Origin of the sequence: Candidatus Accumulibacter contiguus, assembly GCF_012940005.1 — a bacterium.
GTDB lineage: Bacteria > Pseudomonadota > Gammaproteobacteria > Burkholderiales > Rhodocyclaceae > Accumulibacter > Accumulibacter contiguus.
Genome location: NZ_SPMX01000038.1, coordinates 1 through 15,703, shown reverse-complemented (window position 1 = coordinate 15,703; position 15,703 = coordinate 1). Strand labels below are relative to the sequence as shown.

Below are 15,703 nucleotides of genomic sequence, written 5' to 3'. Positions count from 1 at the left end.
CACGACCGCCAGCCAACCTCACATTCATTGCCGCCATGGACCCACTCAAGAAAACGACCGTCAGCGAGTACGTTTCCTGGAGCATTGCCTTGCTGGCGATGCTGCTGGTCATCGAGGTGCACCTCTTGCCGGCGCTGATTGCCGGGTTGCTGGTGTATGAACTGGTGCATGTACTGGCGCCGTTCTTTGCACGCCATCTCTCGAGCACGCGCGCCAAGGCCATGGCTGTTGGTCTGGTCGTGTTATTGGTCCTCGGCGCGGTGGCTGCGGCAGTGCTCGGGCTGATTGTCTTCATGAACAGCGAGGGCGGCAGTTTCGCTGCGCTGCTCGCCAAGATGGCCGAGATCATCGAGACTTCCCGCTCGACGCTGCCGAACTGGCTCGCCGACTTGCTGCCGCGAGGCGGCGAGGCCATTCGCGAACGAGCTGGCCACTGGCTACGGGAACATTCGGCCGAACTGCAGATGATCGGCAAGGAAACCGGTCGCCTGCTCGCACACCTGCTGATCGGCATGATCATCGGTGGCATGGTGTCCTTATGCGAGGCGGACGCCGGCGAAAGCATGAGGCCGCTGACGCGCGCGCTGGCCGAGCGGGTTTTTCGCCTCGGCGAGGCCTTCCGCCGGGTCGTCTTCGCCCAGGTCCGGATCTCGGCGCTGAATACCGCCTTCACCACACTCTACCTCGTCGTCGTGCTACCGCTCTTTGGTGTGCACCTGCCGCTCACCAAGACCATGATCGTCGTCACCTTCATTGTCGGCCTGCTGCCGGTAGTCGGCAACCTGATCTCCAATACCGTGATCTTCGTCGTCAGCCTGGCACACTCGCCCGGCGTGGCGATCTCGTCACTGGTTTTCCTGGTATTCATCCACAAGCTCGAGTATTTTCTCAACGCGCGTATCGTCGGTGCCCAGATCCGGGCCAAGGCCTGGGAACTGCTGACTGCGATGCTGCTCATGGAGAGCAGCTTCGGTCTCGCTGGTCTGGTGGCTGCGCCGATCTGTTATGCCTGGCTCAAGGACGAACTGTCGAGTCGGGAGCTGATCTGAACGCGCAGCGGAATGATTGGAGCAGCGGGCAGGGGAGGGCGGCCTGCCCTTACCGGGGTAGGTTTTCCAGCAGCCTGTCGGACTGGGAGTAGGGAAAAGGGAAAAGGGAAAAGGGAAAACCGCAAAACTTCACGATGCGGAATGAGCGGGCCGGATTTCGTCGACTTTGCGGACTTTCGGACGGCTTTCCCCTCGTTTTCCCCTACTGCGGGCGAAAAAAGCTTTTCTGTACCAGCGCACCTAGGTGCCCGGCTGCAGCTCAACACGCACCTCGCGAGCCTTCCCCTCTCGTTCAACAGACAAGACGACGATGTCACCCACCCGACGGTCATCCATTTGTGCCAGGAGGCCAGTAACACCGTCAATGGACTTCCCGTCTATCGCTGTGATGAGGTCGCCCGGAACAATCCCCTCCTGCGTAGCGCGAATGCCCAGCAAACCGGCTCGTTGAGAAGCGGAGCCAGGCTGTACCAACAGGACAAATACGCCACGGCGGCCGGTAATCATCTGCAGCCGCAAATTGAGTTGCTCGTCCACTTCGATCCCCAAAGCCGGGCGCACATACTTGCCTGACTTGATGAGTTGCGGGACCACTCGCATCACCGTGTCGACCGGCACCGCGAAGCCGATGCCGGCCGACGCGCCAGAAGGGCTGTAGATGGCGGTGTTGATGCCGATGAGGCGCCCTGCGGAATCGAGCAGTGGCCCACCGGAGTTGCCGGGGTTGATGGCGGCGTCGGTCTGAATCAGGTGCTCGATTGAGGGACTACCGGCATCGCCCGGCAACGATCTGTCGAGCGCCGAAATGATGCCTGTGGTCAAGGTCCAATCGAGTCCGAACGGGTTGCCGATGGCGAAGAGCTTCTGGCCGACCTTCAGGTCGGTACTGGTGCCGATGGGCACAGCCGGGGGACGCTTGAAGCCAACGCCAATCTTGAGCACCGCGATGTCGTGGGCCGGACTCGCACCGACCAGGGCAGCCTGATAGTCGCGGCCGTCGGCAAGCTTCACCGTCGCTTGAGAGGCTCCCTGGATGACATGAAAGTTGGTGACGACGTGCCCCGCATCATCCCAAATGAAGCCGGAGCCGGTACCGCGCGGTACGGAAAAGACGTTGCGTGTCCAGACATCGCGAACCAGCTGGGTCGTAGAGATGTAAACCACCGAATCGCGCGATTTCTCGAAGAGCTCAATGGTTGCCCGTTCATCGGCCGCGAGGTCTCCCCGGGGCGTGACCGTTCTCTCGGCGGCCTGTTGGGGGCTGAACCACGCTTCGATGGCGGGCAGAAACTGCCAGAGCAGCATGAGCGCCGCAATGCAAGCGGTAATGACCAGCCAGCGCCGGAGAAAGCGGTCCGGAGCTGCGTGACCGTAGGGATCGTGGTAAGCCATCGCAAGGTCTCCTTGGTTCGAATCAGCGCCAGAGGCCGCCGGGGTGCCAGCGCGGCGAGCGCATCGCCTTGACGGGTTCCGGGGCGGTGTAGAAGGGATGGGGCCGCAGCGTCACGGGATGCTGGGGTACGAGTTCAAGCAGTCGGGCGATGCGATCCGGCGTGGCTGGATGCGTGCGTAACCAGGATGGCTCCGGATTTCCCCAACCCGGCATTAGCCAGGCTCGCCAGGAGCGGCTCACCCGTTCAATCTTCGCCAAGGCCGATGCCAGACCATGCGGGTCGCCGGTCAGCTGCGCCGCCAAATGATCGGCATCGAACTCGCGTACCCGAGACAGGCCGAGTTGAGCAAGCAATGCCAGTTGTGGAGACACCGCCAGCAGGAACAGGCCGAACCAATTGACTTCCGCCGCCCCGACAAGCAGCGCGGGCAGGCTGAGAATAATCGCAATCTGCCCCAGCATGGCCAGGAGGCTGGTGAGCCGGCTGATGTAATCCGCCAGCCCCATGACACGCAAATCTTCATTGGCGATATGCGCAACCTCATGACCAATGACACCCGCCAGCTCGCGCGGCGTCAGGCTGCGCAAGATGCCATCGGTCAGCGCAATGGCCGAATGACGCTTCGAGCCTGTCGCAAATGCATTGACCACGGCACTGGGGATGTAGTGCGGAATCGGGACGGCGGGCAGGCCGGCACGGGTGGCCAGATCGCGCACGATCTCCCACAGTTCGGGCGCGTCGCCCGGATGAATGGGACGTGCACGGTACAACCTCAGCGTCAGCGTGGAGGTTGCCGCCGGTTCGAACAGCAGTGCGAAGATGCTCGCACCCAGTGCCATCCAGAGGCCACCTTCGCCGAAAAGCAGACCACTTGCCAGCGCAGCGATACCGATCAATGTCAAGACCAGCAGCGCCGTCTGGAGGCGGTTGATCGAACGATGCCGCGGCCAAATTTGCGGCCCATCCCGTGGATCACTTCCTGTCATAGCGGATTGAATGCGTCGAGGATCAGCAGCGTGAAGACGATCTGGATCAGTTTGAGCAGCGACACCACGCTGATCACGGTGATCACCGCTGAAAGGATCAGGGCAACGACCTGATCGAAGCGTTCGTGAAACGTCATCACCGACCATTGGTGGGAAATCACCGCAGTTCGCCGTTGCCGGATCAACCCCATTGGCAGCCCTTCAGAGCCAGCCTTCCACCTTGCCGCGTGTGGGCACGCCACCGGCATGCACCACCTGCCCGTCAATGACTACGCCAGGTGTGGACATCACGCCATAGCTCATGATGTCCGGCAGGCTTTCAACTTTTTCGAGCGTGATCTCCACTCCTTTTTCCTTGGCCACCGCCTCGACGAGGGCGATGGTTGTGCGACATTTGGCGCAGCCGGTGCCGAGGACTTTGATGCTCTTCATGGAGTTTCCTTTCGTTGGGTCAAGAAGATGAAGCGAGGCCGAAGAACTCGACCACCGTAGGCAGTCCTGAAGCGGTGGCATTCTGTACCAGGCGCATGCCGGGAGAAGCGCTCGTAAAGGGGTCGCCCCGGTCGCAGGCAGGCATCGGCAAGACGGCGATGGCCAGGAGAAGAGCCCGAAGCCAAGGCGAGGTATCCATCATAGCAGCCAGTTGAAAATGTAGCCCACCAGCAGAATGCCGGTCGCCACGACACCGACAAAGGTCGCGATCAAGGTCGGCTTCAGCGCCTTCCGTAGAATGATCATCTCCGGTGCCGAAAGCGCGATCACCGCCATCATGAACGCGAGGACCGTACCCAGGGCGGCTCCTTTTCCGATCAGGGCTTCGACAATCGGAATGATTCCCGCCGCGTTGGTATACATCGGTACCCCGAGCAGAACGGCGGCCGGGACTGCCCACCACACATCCTTGCCCATGAACGAGGCCATGAAGTCCTGCGGCACATAGCCGTGGATGGCGGCACCCAGCGCAATGCCCGCCAGAATGTAGGGCCACACCTTGCCGACAATCTCGCGCATGTGCGCGCCGCCGGCCTCAAGACGTTCCAGCCAGGAAAGGCGCTCGCCGTCTGCTTGGGCGACTTGGCCAGCGAGGATTTTCTGTACCCAATCCTCAAGGTGTCGTTCCATCTTCAGCTTGCCGATCACCAGGCCGGCGATGATGGCCACCAGCAGCCCCAGTCCAAGGTAGAGGCCGGCAACTTTCCAGCCGAACATGCCAAACAGCAGCACCAAGGCCACCTCATTGACCATTGGTGCCGAGATCAGGAAGGAGAAGGTCACTCCCAGCGGTACCCCGGCGGAGAGAAGGCCGATGAACAGCGGCACGGCCGAGCAGGAGCAGAACGGCGTCACAATTCCCAGCGTAGCCGCCAGCACATTGCCGACACCTTCCCGCTTGCCGGAAAGTAGCGCCCGCGTACGTTCCGGCGAGAAAAAGGTCTGGATGATGCCCATGACGAAGACGATGCCGGTCAGCAGCAGCAATACCTTGAGGGTATCGTAGAAGAAGAAATGGACGGCTTCGCCGAAGTGGGTCTCACGGGAAAGGCTGAGCAGTCCGACGACCCAGTTGGCAAAGGCGGTGAGTTGGCTGTAGGCCAAAACCCAGGCAACCGTTGCGATGAAAAGGCTGAGCAACCATTTGGCCAGTCTCCTCTGGGAAGACTCTTCGATGTGCACTACACGCATTGCGCTACTCCGGGTTCGGCTGAAAAAAGAGCGACGGATCGTTATTGTTCATCTAACTTTTCACATTAAAAGTGACGACTGCTGCAATGGCAATCATGAAGAATGTTGCCCCTCAAACTGTTGTTGCGCGCTAGTCTGCCGCAATCTGGGATGGTTGCTCAAGACCCCCCTTACCCTAGTCGACGCGAACTCCGCCAACGCAGAGAGGAAACCGCGAAAACCGTGCGCCGCATTCAACCGTGTTCGGCTTCGCTCAGCATGTCGGCCGAGAGCAGGATCAGCTCGATTTCCTCGGTAATTTCCTCCTGGCGCTGGCTGTTGTAGCGGAGTCTGAGCCGCTCGCTGTCTTCATCGAGTCGCTGCAGGGCACGATCCATGTGTGCCTGCCGTTGCCGGTTCTCGGCCATCAGCGAGCTGTACAGCAGCTCGTTCAGTACCGCGTGCAGATAATGCCCGGTCAGCCCGCGCAGGAACTCGATGGGACGCAGATTCATTTCCGCCGGGTACGCATACGCCCGCTCGGGAGCGGGCAGATCGCGCAAGGGCAGCAGATGACGCATGCGCATATCGCCACTGGCATCACAATGAGAGAGGGCCGAGAGCCCGTAACCGGCGTACACCTCGCGGGCCAGCAAGCCGCCGAGCTCGCGCGTCAAGCGCAGCAGAACGGCTGGAACTTCGTCGGCGACAATGGCGCCCGGCAGCGCCAGGGCAACGCAGTCGCGTTCGCCGATTCGAGCTGCCAGACGGCTACCGACGACCAGCCAACGAACCGGCGCCTCCTTTTCCTCACACAGTGCCGCCATCCGCGCCAACAGCGCTTCGTTGAAATCGCCGCAGAAGCCCTGTTCCGAGCCCACCAGCACGCAGAGTTCCCGTCCCGCAACCGGCTCGCTGCTGAATTCGGCGTGCCAGGCCAGGAAATCGGCGGCGGCCGTTTCGATCCCTGCCACCATGCGCTGCTGGCTGACGAGGAAATTGCCCAGGATGCGGGTCTCCATCAGAGCCAATCCCTTCATCGCCGACAGGATGCCACCGATATCGGACAGCGCTTCCAGCCGCCTGGCGATCTCACGCCGGCGGCTCATCGGCTGGCTCCTACGACCCTGTGCATGCGATGGTCATATCTGGCCGTACGTGAATACGCTATTCCCGGCACCCGTCGGCGCCATCTGGGCGAGAAGACGATTCAAGGGTGGTACACCTACCGAGCCCAAGGCCTCGATGGCCTGATGCCGAAGGCGCGCGCCGACCGCGGGCAATCGAAGCTTTCCGAGGCCATCCAGGCCGCGATTCTGGCGGCCAAACGGGATAATCCCCGGCGCTCGATTCGCCAGATTCGGCAGTTGCTCGAAACCGCTGGAACCGTCGCCCGCGGGAGTCTGTCGCGATCGACGATCCATCGTCTGCTCCAGCAACACGGTCTTTCCCGCCTCACCGGCTCGGCCAGCCTGCCCGAGGAGAGGCGCAGTTTCGTCGCCGCTTCGGCCGGCGCGATCTGGTACAGCGACGTGATGCACGCTCCGCAGGTCCCCATCGGCGGCAAGCTCGCCAAAGGGTATTGTTCGATGATGCCTCACGTTTGCTCGCCCACGGCGCCTTCTGCCCCGGGGAGACGGCGCTGGACATCGAGGGCGTGCTCAAGCAGGCGATCCTGAAACGCGGCATCCCGCTCAAGCTGGTCGTCGATCACGGTGCCGCCTACCGCGCCCACATCTGGCAAGGGATCTGCGCCCGCCTGGGCATTCAGTTGATCTATTGCCGGCCATATGCGCCCGAAGGCAAGGGGAAGCTGGAGCGCTGGCACCGCACCTGTCGCGATCAGTTTCTTTCTGAACTCGACGAGCGCCACATCACCGGTCTGGCGGACATCAATGCGCGCCTGTGGGCGTGGGTCGAACGGGTCTATCACCACAGCCCCCATGACGGACTGGAAGGAATCACGCCGCTGGCGCGTTACCAGCAGGATTTGCCGAACGTTCAAATTCAGCGGTGAGCGAAGCGAGTCCGCTGCAATGCAGAGTTAGGCGTAGGAAGTTCAGATGGAGGAGAAACAAAGGGATGGCCGGCGGCAATACGCTCAGCCTCCGACCTTTTCAGGTCTGCATAAATCGCGCGCAGGTCGTAAGCAAATCTAGCGGCATGGGCGTCACGAATGGCCCGCACTTCATCGATCACTTCGTCATTCAGCATTGGCTTCTCCAAGAAGTTCTTCCGGTGTACAAATGAAGGGTAGAAATAGACCAATCTGCTCAAAGTACTCCGCAATGCATCTTTGTAGCTCCGGGTTTGCGATATGCCGACAGTTCCATGTCAGCAAATAATCCATACCGCTGACCGTGGCGACCGCGATGTGCAGCGCATCTTCCGCAACCTTGACCGGCACAATTCCATGTCCTACCAACGACTCCGCGATATGGAGTGCCTGCTCAGTGATTAAGAGCAAAGGCACATCATTCAACACAGCCAGCCGTTTCTCGGCTGCATCTGGGTCACCAGAGCCACACTCACGCAATACCGCCTCCGACACCAGCAGTTCGTACTGGTTGCGGGTTTCCCACCAAGCAAGAGTAATTTGCTGATGGGCTGCCCCGAGAATGGTCTTGCTGGGACGAGCCGTCAGGTAGCTGATGACCGAGGTTTCAACGTATACCTTGCGCTTCATGACTTCAACCCTCGTTCAGAAAACCGTGGTTTGTCCCCTATTAGTTCGATTAGACGTTTAATTGACCCTGGCCCCTTTACTTCTGCTTTACTTCTGATGCTTTACTTTCTGATGGGTTGGGCGAACCCTTCCTACTTAGCTTTCCTCGCAACAGCCAAAGCTGACGCATTTCAAGTCTAGGTGATTTCCACCGTCAGCAACGGATCGAATGCCTGATTCTCGTTCAGCCCGCCCTTCGCATAGCCCCTGGGGTTACACAGCACCCGCGTGCCATTGATCTCGTAGTTTGAGCTGTCGTGCAAGTGGCCGTGCACCCACAGGCAAGCGCGCTCGTGGCCCACCAGGTGTTCGGCGTCAGAGACGAAGTTGACGTTGAGTGCAGAGCCAGCAAAACGAGGGGGGATACTGCGCAACGAAGGAGCGTGGTGCGTGACTACTACCGTTGAACCGCCAAAGGGCTGGCGTAGCACGGTGTCTAACCAGCTAGCATTGCGCGCAAACAGCGCAGCCGAGTCTTGTGGTGTGAACAGCCGTCTGTCGGGCGGCTCATCGGTGTAGATACGACTAAAGTCGCGGTTGAACGCCATCGATTGCACTATGGCACCGGTTTGTTCGGTTCCAGTTCCTGCGGCGAGAAAATCCGTCCACAGCGTGCTACCCACAAAACGAACGCCATGCCACTCCAGTACCTGGTTGTCGAGGACGTGGATGTTTGTGCCTGCTGTCAAACGCTGCAGTTCTTGTACCGTGGCCTGGAGGCTGGAGCCGTAAAACTCATGGTTGCCCGGTACGTATACGACGGGTTTGTCAGTGAATGCCAGAATCCACGCGATAGCCTCTACCGGACGAGCAATGTCGCCTGCGAGAATGACCACATCTGCGTCGGTGCGTGGCGGTGACATGTCGTACACACTCAAGTGTAGGTCCGAAAGGATGTGGAGCTTCATTGTTACTTCCCTTTCTCATGGCAACTGCCTTGAAGCTTAGGGGGACTAATTGTTTTCCAGCCTAGTGCGCCCAACGTTCGAGTTCAGGGGAGCGGCGCAGCTTTATTGCGGTTAGATTGCCGTGGCCGCGTTCCAGATGACTTCATAGATCTGAATCTTCTGCGCCGCGACATCGGCGGAGAGCGGGGTCAAGTACGTTGGCTTCTTGGTGGCGGCATCCTTTGTGGAAGCGCCCAGAACCCAGCACTGCGCCCCATCGACAAACATGACCCGATCATGAATGGAGTTGCTCTTTCGCGCCTCAACTCTGCACTTGTGTTGGAGCGCGAACTTCTCGGCCGCCACGCGCACGTCGTCTGCATACCTCGCTAGGAGTAACCGAACATCCCGTCCGGAGCCTAGGGAACGTTCAAGAAACAACTTGTGTAAATTCAATATCTGACTGCGGAGAAACGGTGTAATTCCATTTAGGAAGAATGGAATCGGCAATAATCTTCAGGGTTGACTTGAGTTGCTCTGAAGCTTTGCGCCCAGTTTCGTAGACTTTGTTGAGGATGTCGACGGAGACACACAGGCCAGTTTTCGTGTGTGTGCGTTCAATCAATTCCTTCACCAATGGAACGTTCTTGAAGACTACGCCTTCGCAAGCACGCGTGACATGAGGGAAAAGACGGTGTTCGATCGGGTTGTGTTTGGAGCAGTACGGCGGGTAGTGGGCAATACGAATTTCCAGTCCGATGCGGTTGGCCAAGGTCTGCAAATCCTGTCGAAACAAAGAGGAATTGGAGGGATTGCTGCCTCCGCCATCGCACGTCAGGAGGAGTTGGGTGGCGTGAGCATAGTCGTACTGGCCCACCTTTTCCCACCAGTGCGCGACGCTGTCGCACGCAAATTCCGTCGTATCGTGGCTCGTTCCTAGGTTCACGTGCCCCTTGTTTAACCCTACATCATATAGTCCATGAGGCACAATTTTTCCCTCGCCGTAGCTGGCAAAATCATGGTCCAAGACTTCAATGGATTCTCGTGCGTACAATTTTCCCGCGCGATAGAAGTTGCCTATCATCTCCTTTTTCTTCGTATCCATGCTGATCACAGGCTGGTTCCGTGCAAGATACTTCGCTTTGATTTCTGTGATGTTCTGAAACTGGGGATTACGTTCTGGATGTTGCTTGAACGACTTCTTTTTCTGGGCTTGGCGACTTGCAAATTTATTCTTTTTCAACAACTTGCAGGCAACATAGCGACTTACAGGAATGCCATTCGTCGTGATTCGATCGGCAATAGCTTGCGGTTTGAGGTTCGTCCAGACGATGTCGTGTTGCGGACTTCCTGCCGTATGTTCAGCGATGACTTCAAAAAAAAAATGCTTTCCAATTCAGGCATGGCGTTGATGATGGATTTGCGGCCGCCCCCTGGTCTGCGGATCCGACCGGGCGCCAATTCTTGCATTTCTTTCAAATCCGCCAAGCTTGGCAGATCGTCCTGGAGTCTATACCCAACAATTGCGAAATATATTCCTTTCCACCCCACCCTAATTTCTGGGCTTCGACTGCCGCATACCGTCGCCGATCTTTTTCGGACAACCTGCAAAACATTGTCGTCATCAGACGTTCTATTTCTTCAGTGTAAGGCTTCATGCAATGAAGGAAATCTTAGCCATGGGAGAATCTGCCATCTTAACAAATACTCAGTAATTCCCGGCCTGACTTAACCTATTAATTTATATAATAAATTATCGCACCAAAGCTGTGCATGCATTTTGAGAGTCATTTGTAATCAATGGGTTGAATGATTTATGCCGGGAATTGCTGACAAATACTCAAATTCCGCAACTTGTTTTTTGAACGTTCCTAGGCACGTCCGCCGATCTATGGCTAGGGATGCAGAGCCAGTGGGATCTGTGGCAAGCCGAGCAACTGCCGAAACCCAACATCAAGCCGTTGGAGAAGCTCGCCGCCTGACCAAGTTTTGCCGCGCCTATCCCGACGGGGAGAAAACCGGGTTCCTTCACCCGGCTGGCGCGGCACCCAAATGCAGGAGCATTTGAAGGAATGCGCGATGCAAATCACATTCAAAGCGAACATCCCGACCGACGGTGAGATAGCGCGAAAGCTCGCCAAGTGGTTTGACCGTTCGATAGACGATCTACCGCTACAACTGCGCTCAATTGCCGAGGCGTACATCCCGAGATGGTCTGAACTGTCTGCCGCAGACCAGCGAGTACGGGCCGACGAAGCAGACCGGGAATTGCAAGAAAAGATCGGCGCCCGATTCGAGAAGGCCAGAATGGATGCTGAGCAAGCCAATGCCGCGACGCCTGCCAGATTTGCACAACGCGCCATGCAAGACGGATTTGACAAGGTCGCGAGAGAGAAGGCCGGCGAACCGAACTTTGAGGCGAGAGTTGCCGCGGTCAATCTCAATCCTCCCAACTTGGCACGAAGGCATAATTCGTCGAAGATCTCTTTGTCCGCGTAGTTCATATAGCATAGCGTCTCTCCAACAAGCTGATAAGAAGAGAGAAATGATGCCATCACTGACCCTGAAGTATTGAAATGTAATTAATGCACTCGCCCGCTATCTGTCCTCCCAGGACCTGATGGAGAAATCCCGTCTCGATCCCCGGCATTTCACCCGCGACCGCAAGCTCACCTTCCCCGTGATCCTGAGCTTTCTGCTCTCGGGTGTACAGGGCGCCGTCCAGTCGTAGTGGAATACGTTCTTTGCCGACCTCCGGAATCGGGCGGAGTCGATCCGGAAAGTGAGCGCACAAGCGTTTTCCGCCGCGCGCTACAAGATCAGTTCGCGGGTCTTCGACGAGGTGAGCCGGGAGTTGATCGCCCACGTGGAGAAGGAGATATCGATTCCTCGATGGCAGGGGCTGCGGGTGGTTGCCGGCGATGGCACGACGGTTCAGCTGACGATGCGGAAGAAGGGGATACGTTCGATCGTCAGTGGCGTGGCGTTCGGCCTTTACTTGCCGGGAATCGAACGGTTTCTCAGCTTCAAGTTGCAGATGGGCAGTGGTAACGAACGACAGATGCTCTTCGAATCGATTGATGAGCTGTGCCCGCAGGATCTGCTGCTCCTTGACCGGGGCTTTCCCTGCCGGTGGCTGCCCGCAGTCCTCATCGCGCGCCCCATTCATTTCTGTATCCGTTGCGATCTTTCCCGTGGATTCAAGGTGGTGCGTGAATTCCTGCGCTCCGGCGAAAGCGAACGGGTGGTCACGCTGCGCGCACCGAACCGGCGTGATGCCGAAGACTACGACTGCCCGTGGACGTCCACGACGGTTCGCCTGGTGCGGGTAGTGACCCCAAATGGGCGGATTCATGGGGTGATGACCTCTCTATTGGATGCGATCGCTTTTCCCACTGCCGCTTTCGCGGGGCTCTATCATTCTCGCTGGAGAATTGAGGAGGCTTTCAAACGGATCAAGCATCGCCTCGGCCTCGAGCACACTTCCGGCCTGTCCTGGCACGCCGCCAATCAGGACTTTGGGGCCAAGGTGAGCTTCGACAACCTCAATGCCCTGGCCGCCTATGTCGCGACTGATGCCCACCTCGACCCCGACTCCCCCTACAGAATCAACCGTACCCAGGCGATCCAAAAGATCAAGGAAAAAAGTCGGCCGCTGGCTGCTGGCCGGCGCGGCTACTACCCGCCAACTCAAATCCCTGATGAAAGAGATCGCCAGGGACCTGCAGAAGCTCGTCCCCGAGCGAACGAATCCCCATCACCCTCAACCCAAACCTCATCTCTCTCATGCGTACAAACCCGCATGACTATGTGCTAAGTTGCGAGGATTGCCTCCCATCCCGGCGTCCGCTACTGCCTTCTCGGCTTTCGGGTGTGGTGTGTCTCCCCCATCATTTGAACCGTTGGCCACCGGCACACTGCTCTCTGTTCTGGTTTGCTGGTTCTCTGAAGCGCCGCGCAGCGGCGCCCTGCTCTACGTGAACGACTTTGCCCTGTTCAGCGACAGCAAGCGCGAGAGATAGGCTTGCCGCGCTTCCTTGCCTGCAGGTACTCCAACCGCACCCAGTCGTTGGCATTGGCGTTGGCGGCCGTCGATACCAGGTTGACGAAGGCATGGGCGCGCTCGATGCCGTCGGCAATCGCCGCCAGCCATATCTCGCCGCCGGGGATGTCGCTGGTATCGAGCCAGCAGGCGTGGCCGGCGTGCTGCAGGTCGGCGACCAGACGATCGGCGATCTGCCGGTCGCTACGCGAGTAGCTGATGAAGACCACCGGATCACGCGCACTGGCCTGGCGGACGAGCAGGGGCGGGACACCGGGAGGGGATGCGGCTGCAGAGGCAGGGGCGGTGGCTCGTTCGATGATGGTCATTCGCGCCTCATCAACCGAGGATCCGGATTTTCAGGCGTTCGATGAAACCGAGGCTCTTCCACCAGGTCTCGCCGTCCTTGCGAACGCGGTCCCCGGATTCGGTCAGCGCGAGCCTGCGGACACCTAAGCCGGTGGCCCCCGCGTCGGCAACCAGACCCGCTTCCATGAGGTACTTGGCGATTCCTGGCAGCACCTCCTGGCCGTCCAGCAGCCAGCGCGTGCCATAGCCATCGTCATCGCCAAGGAGCATCAGCAGGGGGCGATGCCGGCCCATCAGCCGCAATATCTCGAGCGTCTGAGCGCGGTTGGGAATCAGGCCTGCCGGTGAGAAGTTCAAGGCTTTGCGAATGCCGGCTGTCGATCCTGCGAACCATTTCCGGTCAACCCGCGTCCGGAAAGTCGGCACCGAGCGAGAGGTCTCGCCACGTCGCCATCTCCGCCGAAAACTCCTTCAGCTTGACGGTGGCCAGTTTGAGCGCGGGCCGGCCTGCGGCAATGGCGCGCGGTACGGCGCTGGAGCCCGGCGGCCAGTTCGCGCGCGGGCCGGCCAAGCAGCAAATGCAGCGGCGCCTGCGGCGCTTCGACCGCTTGAATGATCGCTTCTGCAGCGCGCACCGGATCGCCCTGCCGGCTGCCGCTCCGGATGGCGGCCCGGCGGGCGCCCGCGGATGGCGCATAGTTGGCGGTGGAGGTCATGGTCAACTCATCGGTCGTTGTGCTGCTTCACCCAGGCCACGTAGCGGTCCACCCAGTTCTGCAGGAACTGCCGGCTACCTTCGCCAATGTTGCCGGCCTCGTCGAACAAACCCTCCTTGACATGAACGAAGGCTTCCGGTTGGCCAAGCGTCGGCACATCGAGGTAGGCGAGGATGTTGCGTAGATGCTGTTGCGCCATCGCCGTGCCGATCGCTCCGATGGACGCGCCGAGGACGCCGGCGGGCTTGCCCGCCCAGGCATTCTGGCCATATGGGCGCGAGGCGTGGTCGATCGCGTTCTTGAGCACCCCTGGGAGCGAACGGTTGTATTCGGGAGTGACGAACAGCAGGCCCTGTGCGGCCGAGATTTCGGACTTCAAGCGGCTGACCGAATCGGCGGGACGGCTATCGTCGTCCTGGTTGTAGAGCGGCAAATCGCCGATCTGTACCTGGGAAAACAGGAAGTTGGACGGCGCCAGCCGGCTGACGGCGGTCGCCAGGCGGCAGTTGTACGAATCGCGCCGCAGGCTGCCGACGACAACGGCGATCTGGTATTGGCTCATGGTGATCTCCAGTGAAGTTGAAGGAAGTGAAAGCGATGGCACCCGGAAGGCCTAACGACGCAGACGATCGCCGCAGCCGGCTTCTCGGGCAGTCAAGCGTCACAGACAGACCATCGTACCGGCGGAGAGGTTCCGCCCGCAGACAGACGGGCTCCCAGCTGCCGTCAACTTATTTTCCGAGCGGCGGTTTCTGCTCGCTGATCGGCCTATACTCGATAAACACCTGCGTTCGCGGGTGCTCACGAGGAGTACGATCATGGGCAAGATAAGGCAGGGCAACAAGGAACAGAAGAAGCAGCCGCTGTTGACTCCCAAGGAAAAGAGGTCCGCCAAACAGGCCGAGAAGCGTGCGACGGATATCGTGCCCCTGGTCAGCCGCTGAACCGCTGCACGGGTGACGGGCCGGCACTGCGGTTCAACTGCCGGGCAGACTCAGGCAGTCGAGCCGCAGCGGGATGTCGTTCAACATGACGACAAAGTCATCCGCGTAACGCACCAGATGTGCGGACACCTTGCCCTTCAGGTGCTGAGAGAGATCACCCGATTTGATGTTCAATCGACTTCATCGGCTCAGGCCGTACACACTCGACCATCGCCTGGATCAGCGCCCGCGGCGTTTCAGCAATGCTTTCGGATCGGGAGTCCCTCCGCGATTCCCTCCGACGAAGGCAAACCGAGTGCCTCATCGCTGAGCGTGGTACCAAACACACTGCGCAGGGCATCGCCATCGACGATGGCACACGCTTCCGTCTCGCGCACCGGAATGACGGCGACCCCGCGACGCGCGTCCGCGTGTTCCTGGTACAGTCTATCGATTGCCGGCTGAGCCTGCTCCTTCCGCTTGCGTTCAGGGTCGCCCGCACCGTCAGCATGAATGTGCCTGGAAGGCAAGTTGATCGTCAATCCTCGAAAAGCTTTCTTCGAGGATCTCAATCAATGCCAGCTGCTCAGCAGAAGTGATCCAGTCACTGCGCAAGGTTAGGTTAGTATTCGTCACCCCATATCTCAGGAGACTTGCAACCATGACCACGCTTTTCAGCCCGCTCAAGCTTGGCGCCCTGACGGACCTTCCCGGAGCCCTTGAGGTAAGTCGTTGATTCATGGCAAGAAACCAGAAAATCGGCAAAAATGTAGGCATGTAAATATAATAATAGCTATTTACAAACAATGTGCTATTGGCTATTATTGTCGGCATGTACATCGCCCGCGTCCCCAACCGAAAGTCCAGGCCGGCCATCCTGCTTCGCGAGTCCTATCGCGAGGGAGGCAAAGTCTGCACACGAACCATCGCCAATCTGACGAACTGGGCACCGGAACGAATCGTCGCCATGGAACGTCTGGTGAAGGGCGAATTCGACGACTGGTCGGGAG

Annotated in this window: 21 protein-coding genes and 2 pseudogenes; 6 read left to right on the top strand and 17 right to left on the bottom strand. The window is 59.1% G+C overall.

Going from position 1 to position 15,703, the window contains the following annotated elements:
• Positions 1–35 precede the first annotated feature (35 nt).
• Positions 36–1,049 carry an AI-2E family transporter gene (locus E4Q08_RS13710; RefSeq protein ID WP_169070779.1) on the top strand — a complete coding sequence of 338 codons (1,014 nt, stop codon included), beginning with the start codon at positions 36–38 and terminating at the stop codon, positions 1,047–1,049.
• 240 nt (positions 1,050–1,289) lie between these two features.
• Here the strand turns inward: E4Q08_RS13710 and E4Q08_RS13705 are convergent, their stop codons facing one another.
• The 6 genes and pseudogenes from E4Q08_RS13705 to E4Q08_RS13680 all read right to left on the bottom strand — a co-directional run bounded on the left by E4Q08_RS13705 (position 1,290) and on the right by E4Q08_RS13680 (position 6,200).
• Entirely contained in the window at positions 1,290–2,441 is a 1,152-nt protein-coding gene (locus tag E4Q08_RS13705; protein WP_169070778.1) for a S1C family serine protease, read from the bottom strand.
• A gap of 22 nt (positions 2,442–2,463) precedes the next feature.
• Positions 2,464–3,429 carry a zinc metalloprotease HtpX gene (locus tag E4Q08_RS13700; RefSeq protein WP_169070777.1) on the bottom strand — a complete coding sequence of 322 codons (966 nt, stop codon included), beginning with the start codon at positions 3,427–3,429 and terminating at the stop codon, positions 2,464–2,466.
• Positions 3,429–3,620, bottom strand: a pseudogene (locus E4Q08_RS13695) (hypothetical protein); the annotation flags it as partial. The pseudogene E4Q08_RS13695 and the gene E4Q08_RS13700, both read right to left, overlap by 1 nt.
• 10 nt (positions 3,621–3,630) lie before the next feature.
• Entirely contained in the window at positions 3,631–3,861 is a 231-nt protein-coding gene (locus tag E4Q08_RS13690) for a thioredoxin family protein (RefSeq protein WP_169070776.1), read from the bottom strand.
• Positions 3,862–4,059: 198 nt separating this feature from the next.
• Positions 4,060–5,112 carry a permease gene (locus E4Q08_RS13685; protein WP_169070775.1) on the bottom strand — a complete coding sequence of 351 codons (1,053 nt, stop codon included), beginning with the start codon at positions 5,110–5,112 and terminating at the stop codon, positions 4,060–4,062.
• A 233-nt stretch (positions 5,113–5,345) separates the two neighbouring features.
• On the bottom strand, positions 5,346–6,200 hold the full coding sequence (locus E4Q08_RS13680; protein WP_169070774.1) for a F0F1 ATP synthase subunit gamma: 855 nt from the start codon (positions 6,198–6,200) through the stop codon (positions 5,346–5,348).
• A gap of 39 nt (positions 6,201–6,239) precedes the next feature.
• On the opposite strand from E4Q08_RS13680, the pseudogene E4Q08_RS13675 reads away from it, so the two are divergent.
• A pseudogene (locus E4Q08_RS13675) lies at positions 6,240–7,096 on the top strand (helix-turn-helix domain-containing protein); the annotation flags it as partial.
• A 2-nt stretch (positions 7,097–7,098) separates the two neighbouring features.
• On the opposite strand, the gene E4Q08_RS13670 reads toward E4Q08_RS13675, so the two are convergent.
• The 5 genes from E4Q08_RS13670 to E4Q08_RS13650 form a co-directional block, all read right to left on the bottom strand.
• On the bottom strand, positions 7,099–7,305 hold the full coding sequence (locus tag E4Q08_RS13670) for a hypothetical protein (protein WP_248594914.1): 207 nt from the start codon (positions 7,303–7,305) through the stop codon (positions 7,099–7,101).
• Entirely contained in the window at positions 7,295–7,777 is a 483-nt protein-coding gene (locus tag E4Q08_RS13665; RefSeq protein ID WP_169070773.1) for a type II toxin-antitoxin system VapC family toxin, read from the bottom strand. Before E4Q08_RS13665 ends, E4Q08_RS13670 begins: the two co-directional genes overlap by 11 nt.
• A gap of 176 nt (positions 7,778–7,953) precedes the next feature.
• On the bottom strand, positions 7,954–8,724 hold the full coding sequence (locus E4Q08_RS13660; protein ID WP_169070772.1) for a metallophosphoesterase: 771 nt from the start codon (positions 8,722–8,724) through the stop codon (positions 7,954–7,956).
• A 111-nt stretch (positions 8,725–8,835) separates the two neighbouring features.
• Entirely contained in the window at positions 8,836–9,075 is a 240-nt protein-coding gene (locus E4Q08_RS13655; RefSeq protein WP_169070771.1) for a hypothetical protein, read from the bottom strand.
• Positions 9,076–9,133: 58 nt separating this feature from the next.
• Positions 9,134–10,036, bottom strand: a complete 903-nt coding sequence (locus tag E4Q08_RS13650) for an ISAzo13 family transposase (protein ID WP_308240135.1) — start codon at positions 10,034–10,036, stop codon at positions 9,134–9,136.
• A gap of 746 nt (positions 10,037–10,782) precedes the next feature.
• Here E4Q08_RS13650 and E4Q08_RS13645 point away from each other — a divergent pair.
• The gene (locus E4Q08_RS13645) at positions 10,783–11,202 is read left to right on the top strand and encodes a hypothetical protein (RefSeq protein WP_169070770.1); all 420 of its coding nucleotides are present in this window, start codon (positions 10,783–10,785) and stop codon (positions 11,200–11,202) included.
• Positions 11,203–11,485: 283 nt separating this feature from the next.
• The gene (locus E4Q08_RS13640) at positions 11,486–12,520 is read left to right on the top strand and encodes a transposase (RefSeq protein ID WP_169070769.1); all 1,035 of its coding nucleotides are present in this window, start codon (positions 11,486–11,488) and stop codon (positions 12,518–12,520) included.
• Positions 12,521–12,699: 179 nt separating this feature from the next.
• Here E4Q08_RS13640 and E4Q08_RS13635 read toward each other — a convergent pair whose 3' ends face one another.
• From E4Q08_RS13635 to E4Q08_RS13620, 4 genes are all read right to left on the bottom strand, one after another.
• Positions 12,700–13,074, bottom strand: coding sequence for a toll/interleukin-1 receptor domain-containing protein (locus E4Q08_RS13635; RefSeq protein WP_169070768.1), 375 nt, complete (start codon positions 13,072–13,074; stop codon positions 12,700–12,702).
• A gap of 10 nt (positions 13,075–13,084) precedes the next feature.
• Positions 13,085–13,411, bottom strand: a complete 327-nt coding sequence (locus tag E4Q08_RS13630) for a hypothetical protein (RefSeq protein WP_034917904.1) — start codon at positions 13,409–13,411, stop codon at positions 13,085–13,087.
• Positions 13,412–13,454: 43 nt separating this feature from the next.
• A complete protein-coding gene (locus tag E4Q08_RS26165) occupies positions 13,455–13,625 on the bottom strand; it encodes a hypothetical protein (RefSeq protein WP_169070767.1) in 171 nt (56 codons plus the stop codon).
• A 152-nt stretch (positions 13,626–13,777) separates the two neighbouring features.
• Entirely contained in the window at positions 13,778–14,332 is a 555-nt protein-coding gene (locus E4Q08_RS13620) for an NADPH-dependent FMN reductase (protein WP_034917897.1), read from the bottom strand.
• A 256-nt stretch (positions 14,333–14,588) separates the two neighbouring features.
• Between E4Q08_RS13620 and E4Q08_RS25465 the strand changes: the two genes are divergently transcribed.
• Positions 14,589–14,714, top strand: a complete 126-nt coding sequence (locus E4Q08_RS25465) for a hypothetical protein (protein WP_256435991.1) — start codon at positions 14,589–14,591, stop codon at positions 14,712–14,714.
• 33 nt (positions 14,715–14,747) lie between these two features.
• Here E4Q08_RS25465 and E4Q08_RS13615 read toward each other — a convergent pair whose 3' ends face one another.
• Both E4Q08_RS13615 and E4Q08_RS13610 read right to left on the bottom strand, forming a co-directional pair.
• Positions 14,748–14,888 (bottom strand): hypothetical protein, encoded by a 141-nt coding sequence (locus tag E4Q08_RS13615; protein ID WP_169070766.1) that lies wholly within the window; start codon positions 14,886–14,888, stop codon positions 14,748–14,750.
• Between the two features lie 62 nt (positions 14,889–14,950).
• Positions 14,951–15,223, bottom strand: coding sequence for a hypothetical protein (locus tag E4Q08_RS13610; RefSeq protein WP_169070765.1), 273 nt, complete (start codon positions 15,221–15,223; stop codon positions 14,951–14,953).
• Positions 15,224–15,525: 302 nt separating this feature from the next.
• On the opposite strand from E4Q08_RS13610, the gene E4Q08_RS26390 reads away from it, so the two are divergent.
• The coding region (locus E4Q08_RS26390; RefSeq protein ID WP_505438028.1) for an IS1634 family transposase N-terminal domain-related protein at positions 15,526–15,703 on the top strand (178 nt) is incomplete at its 3' end.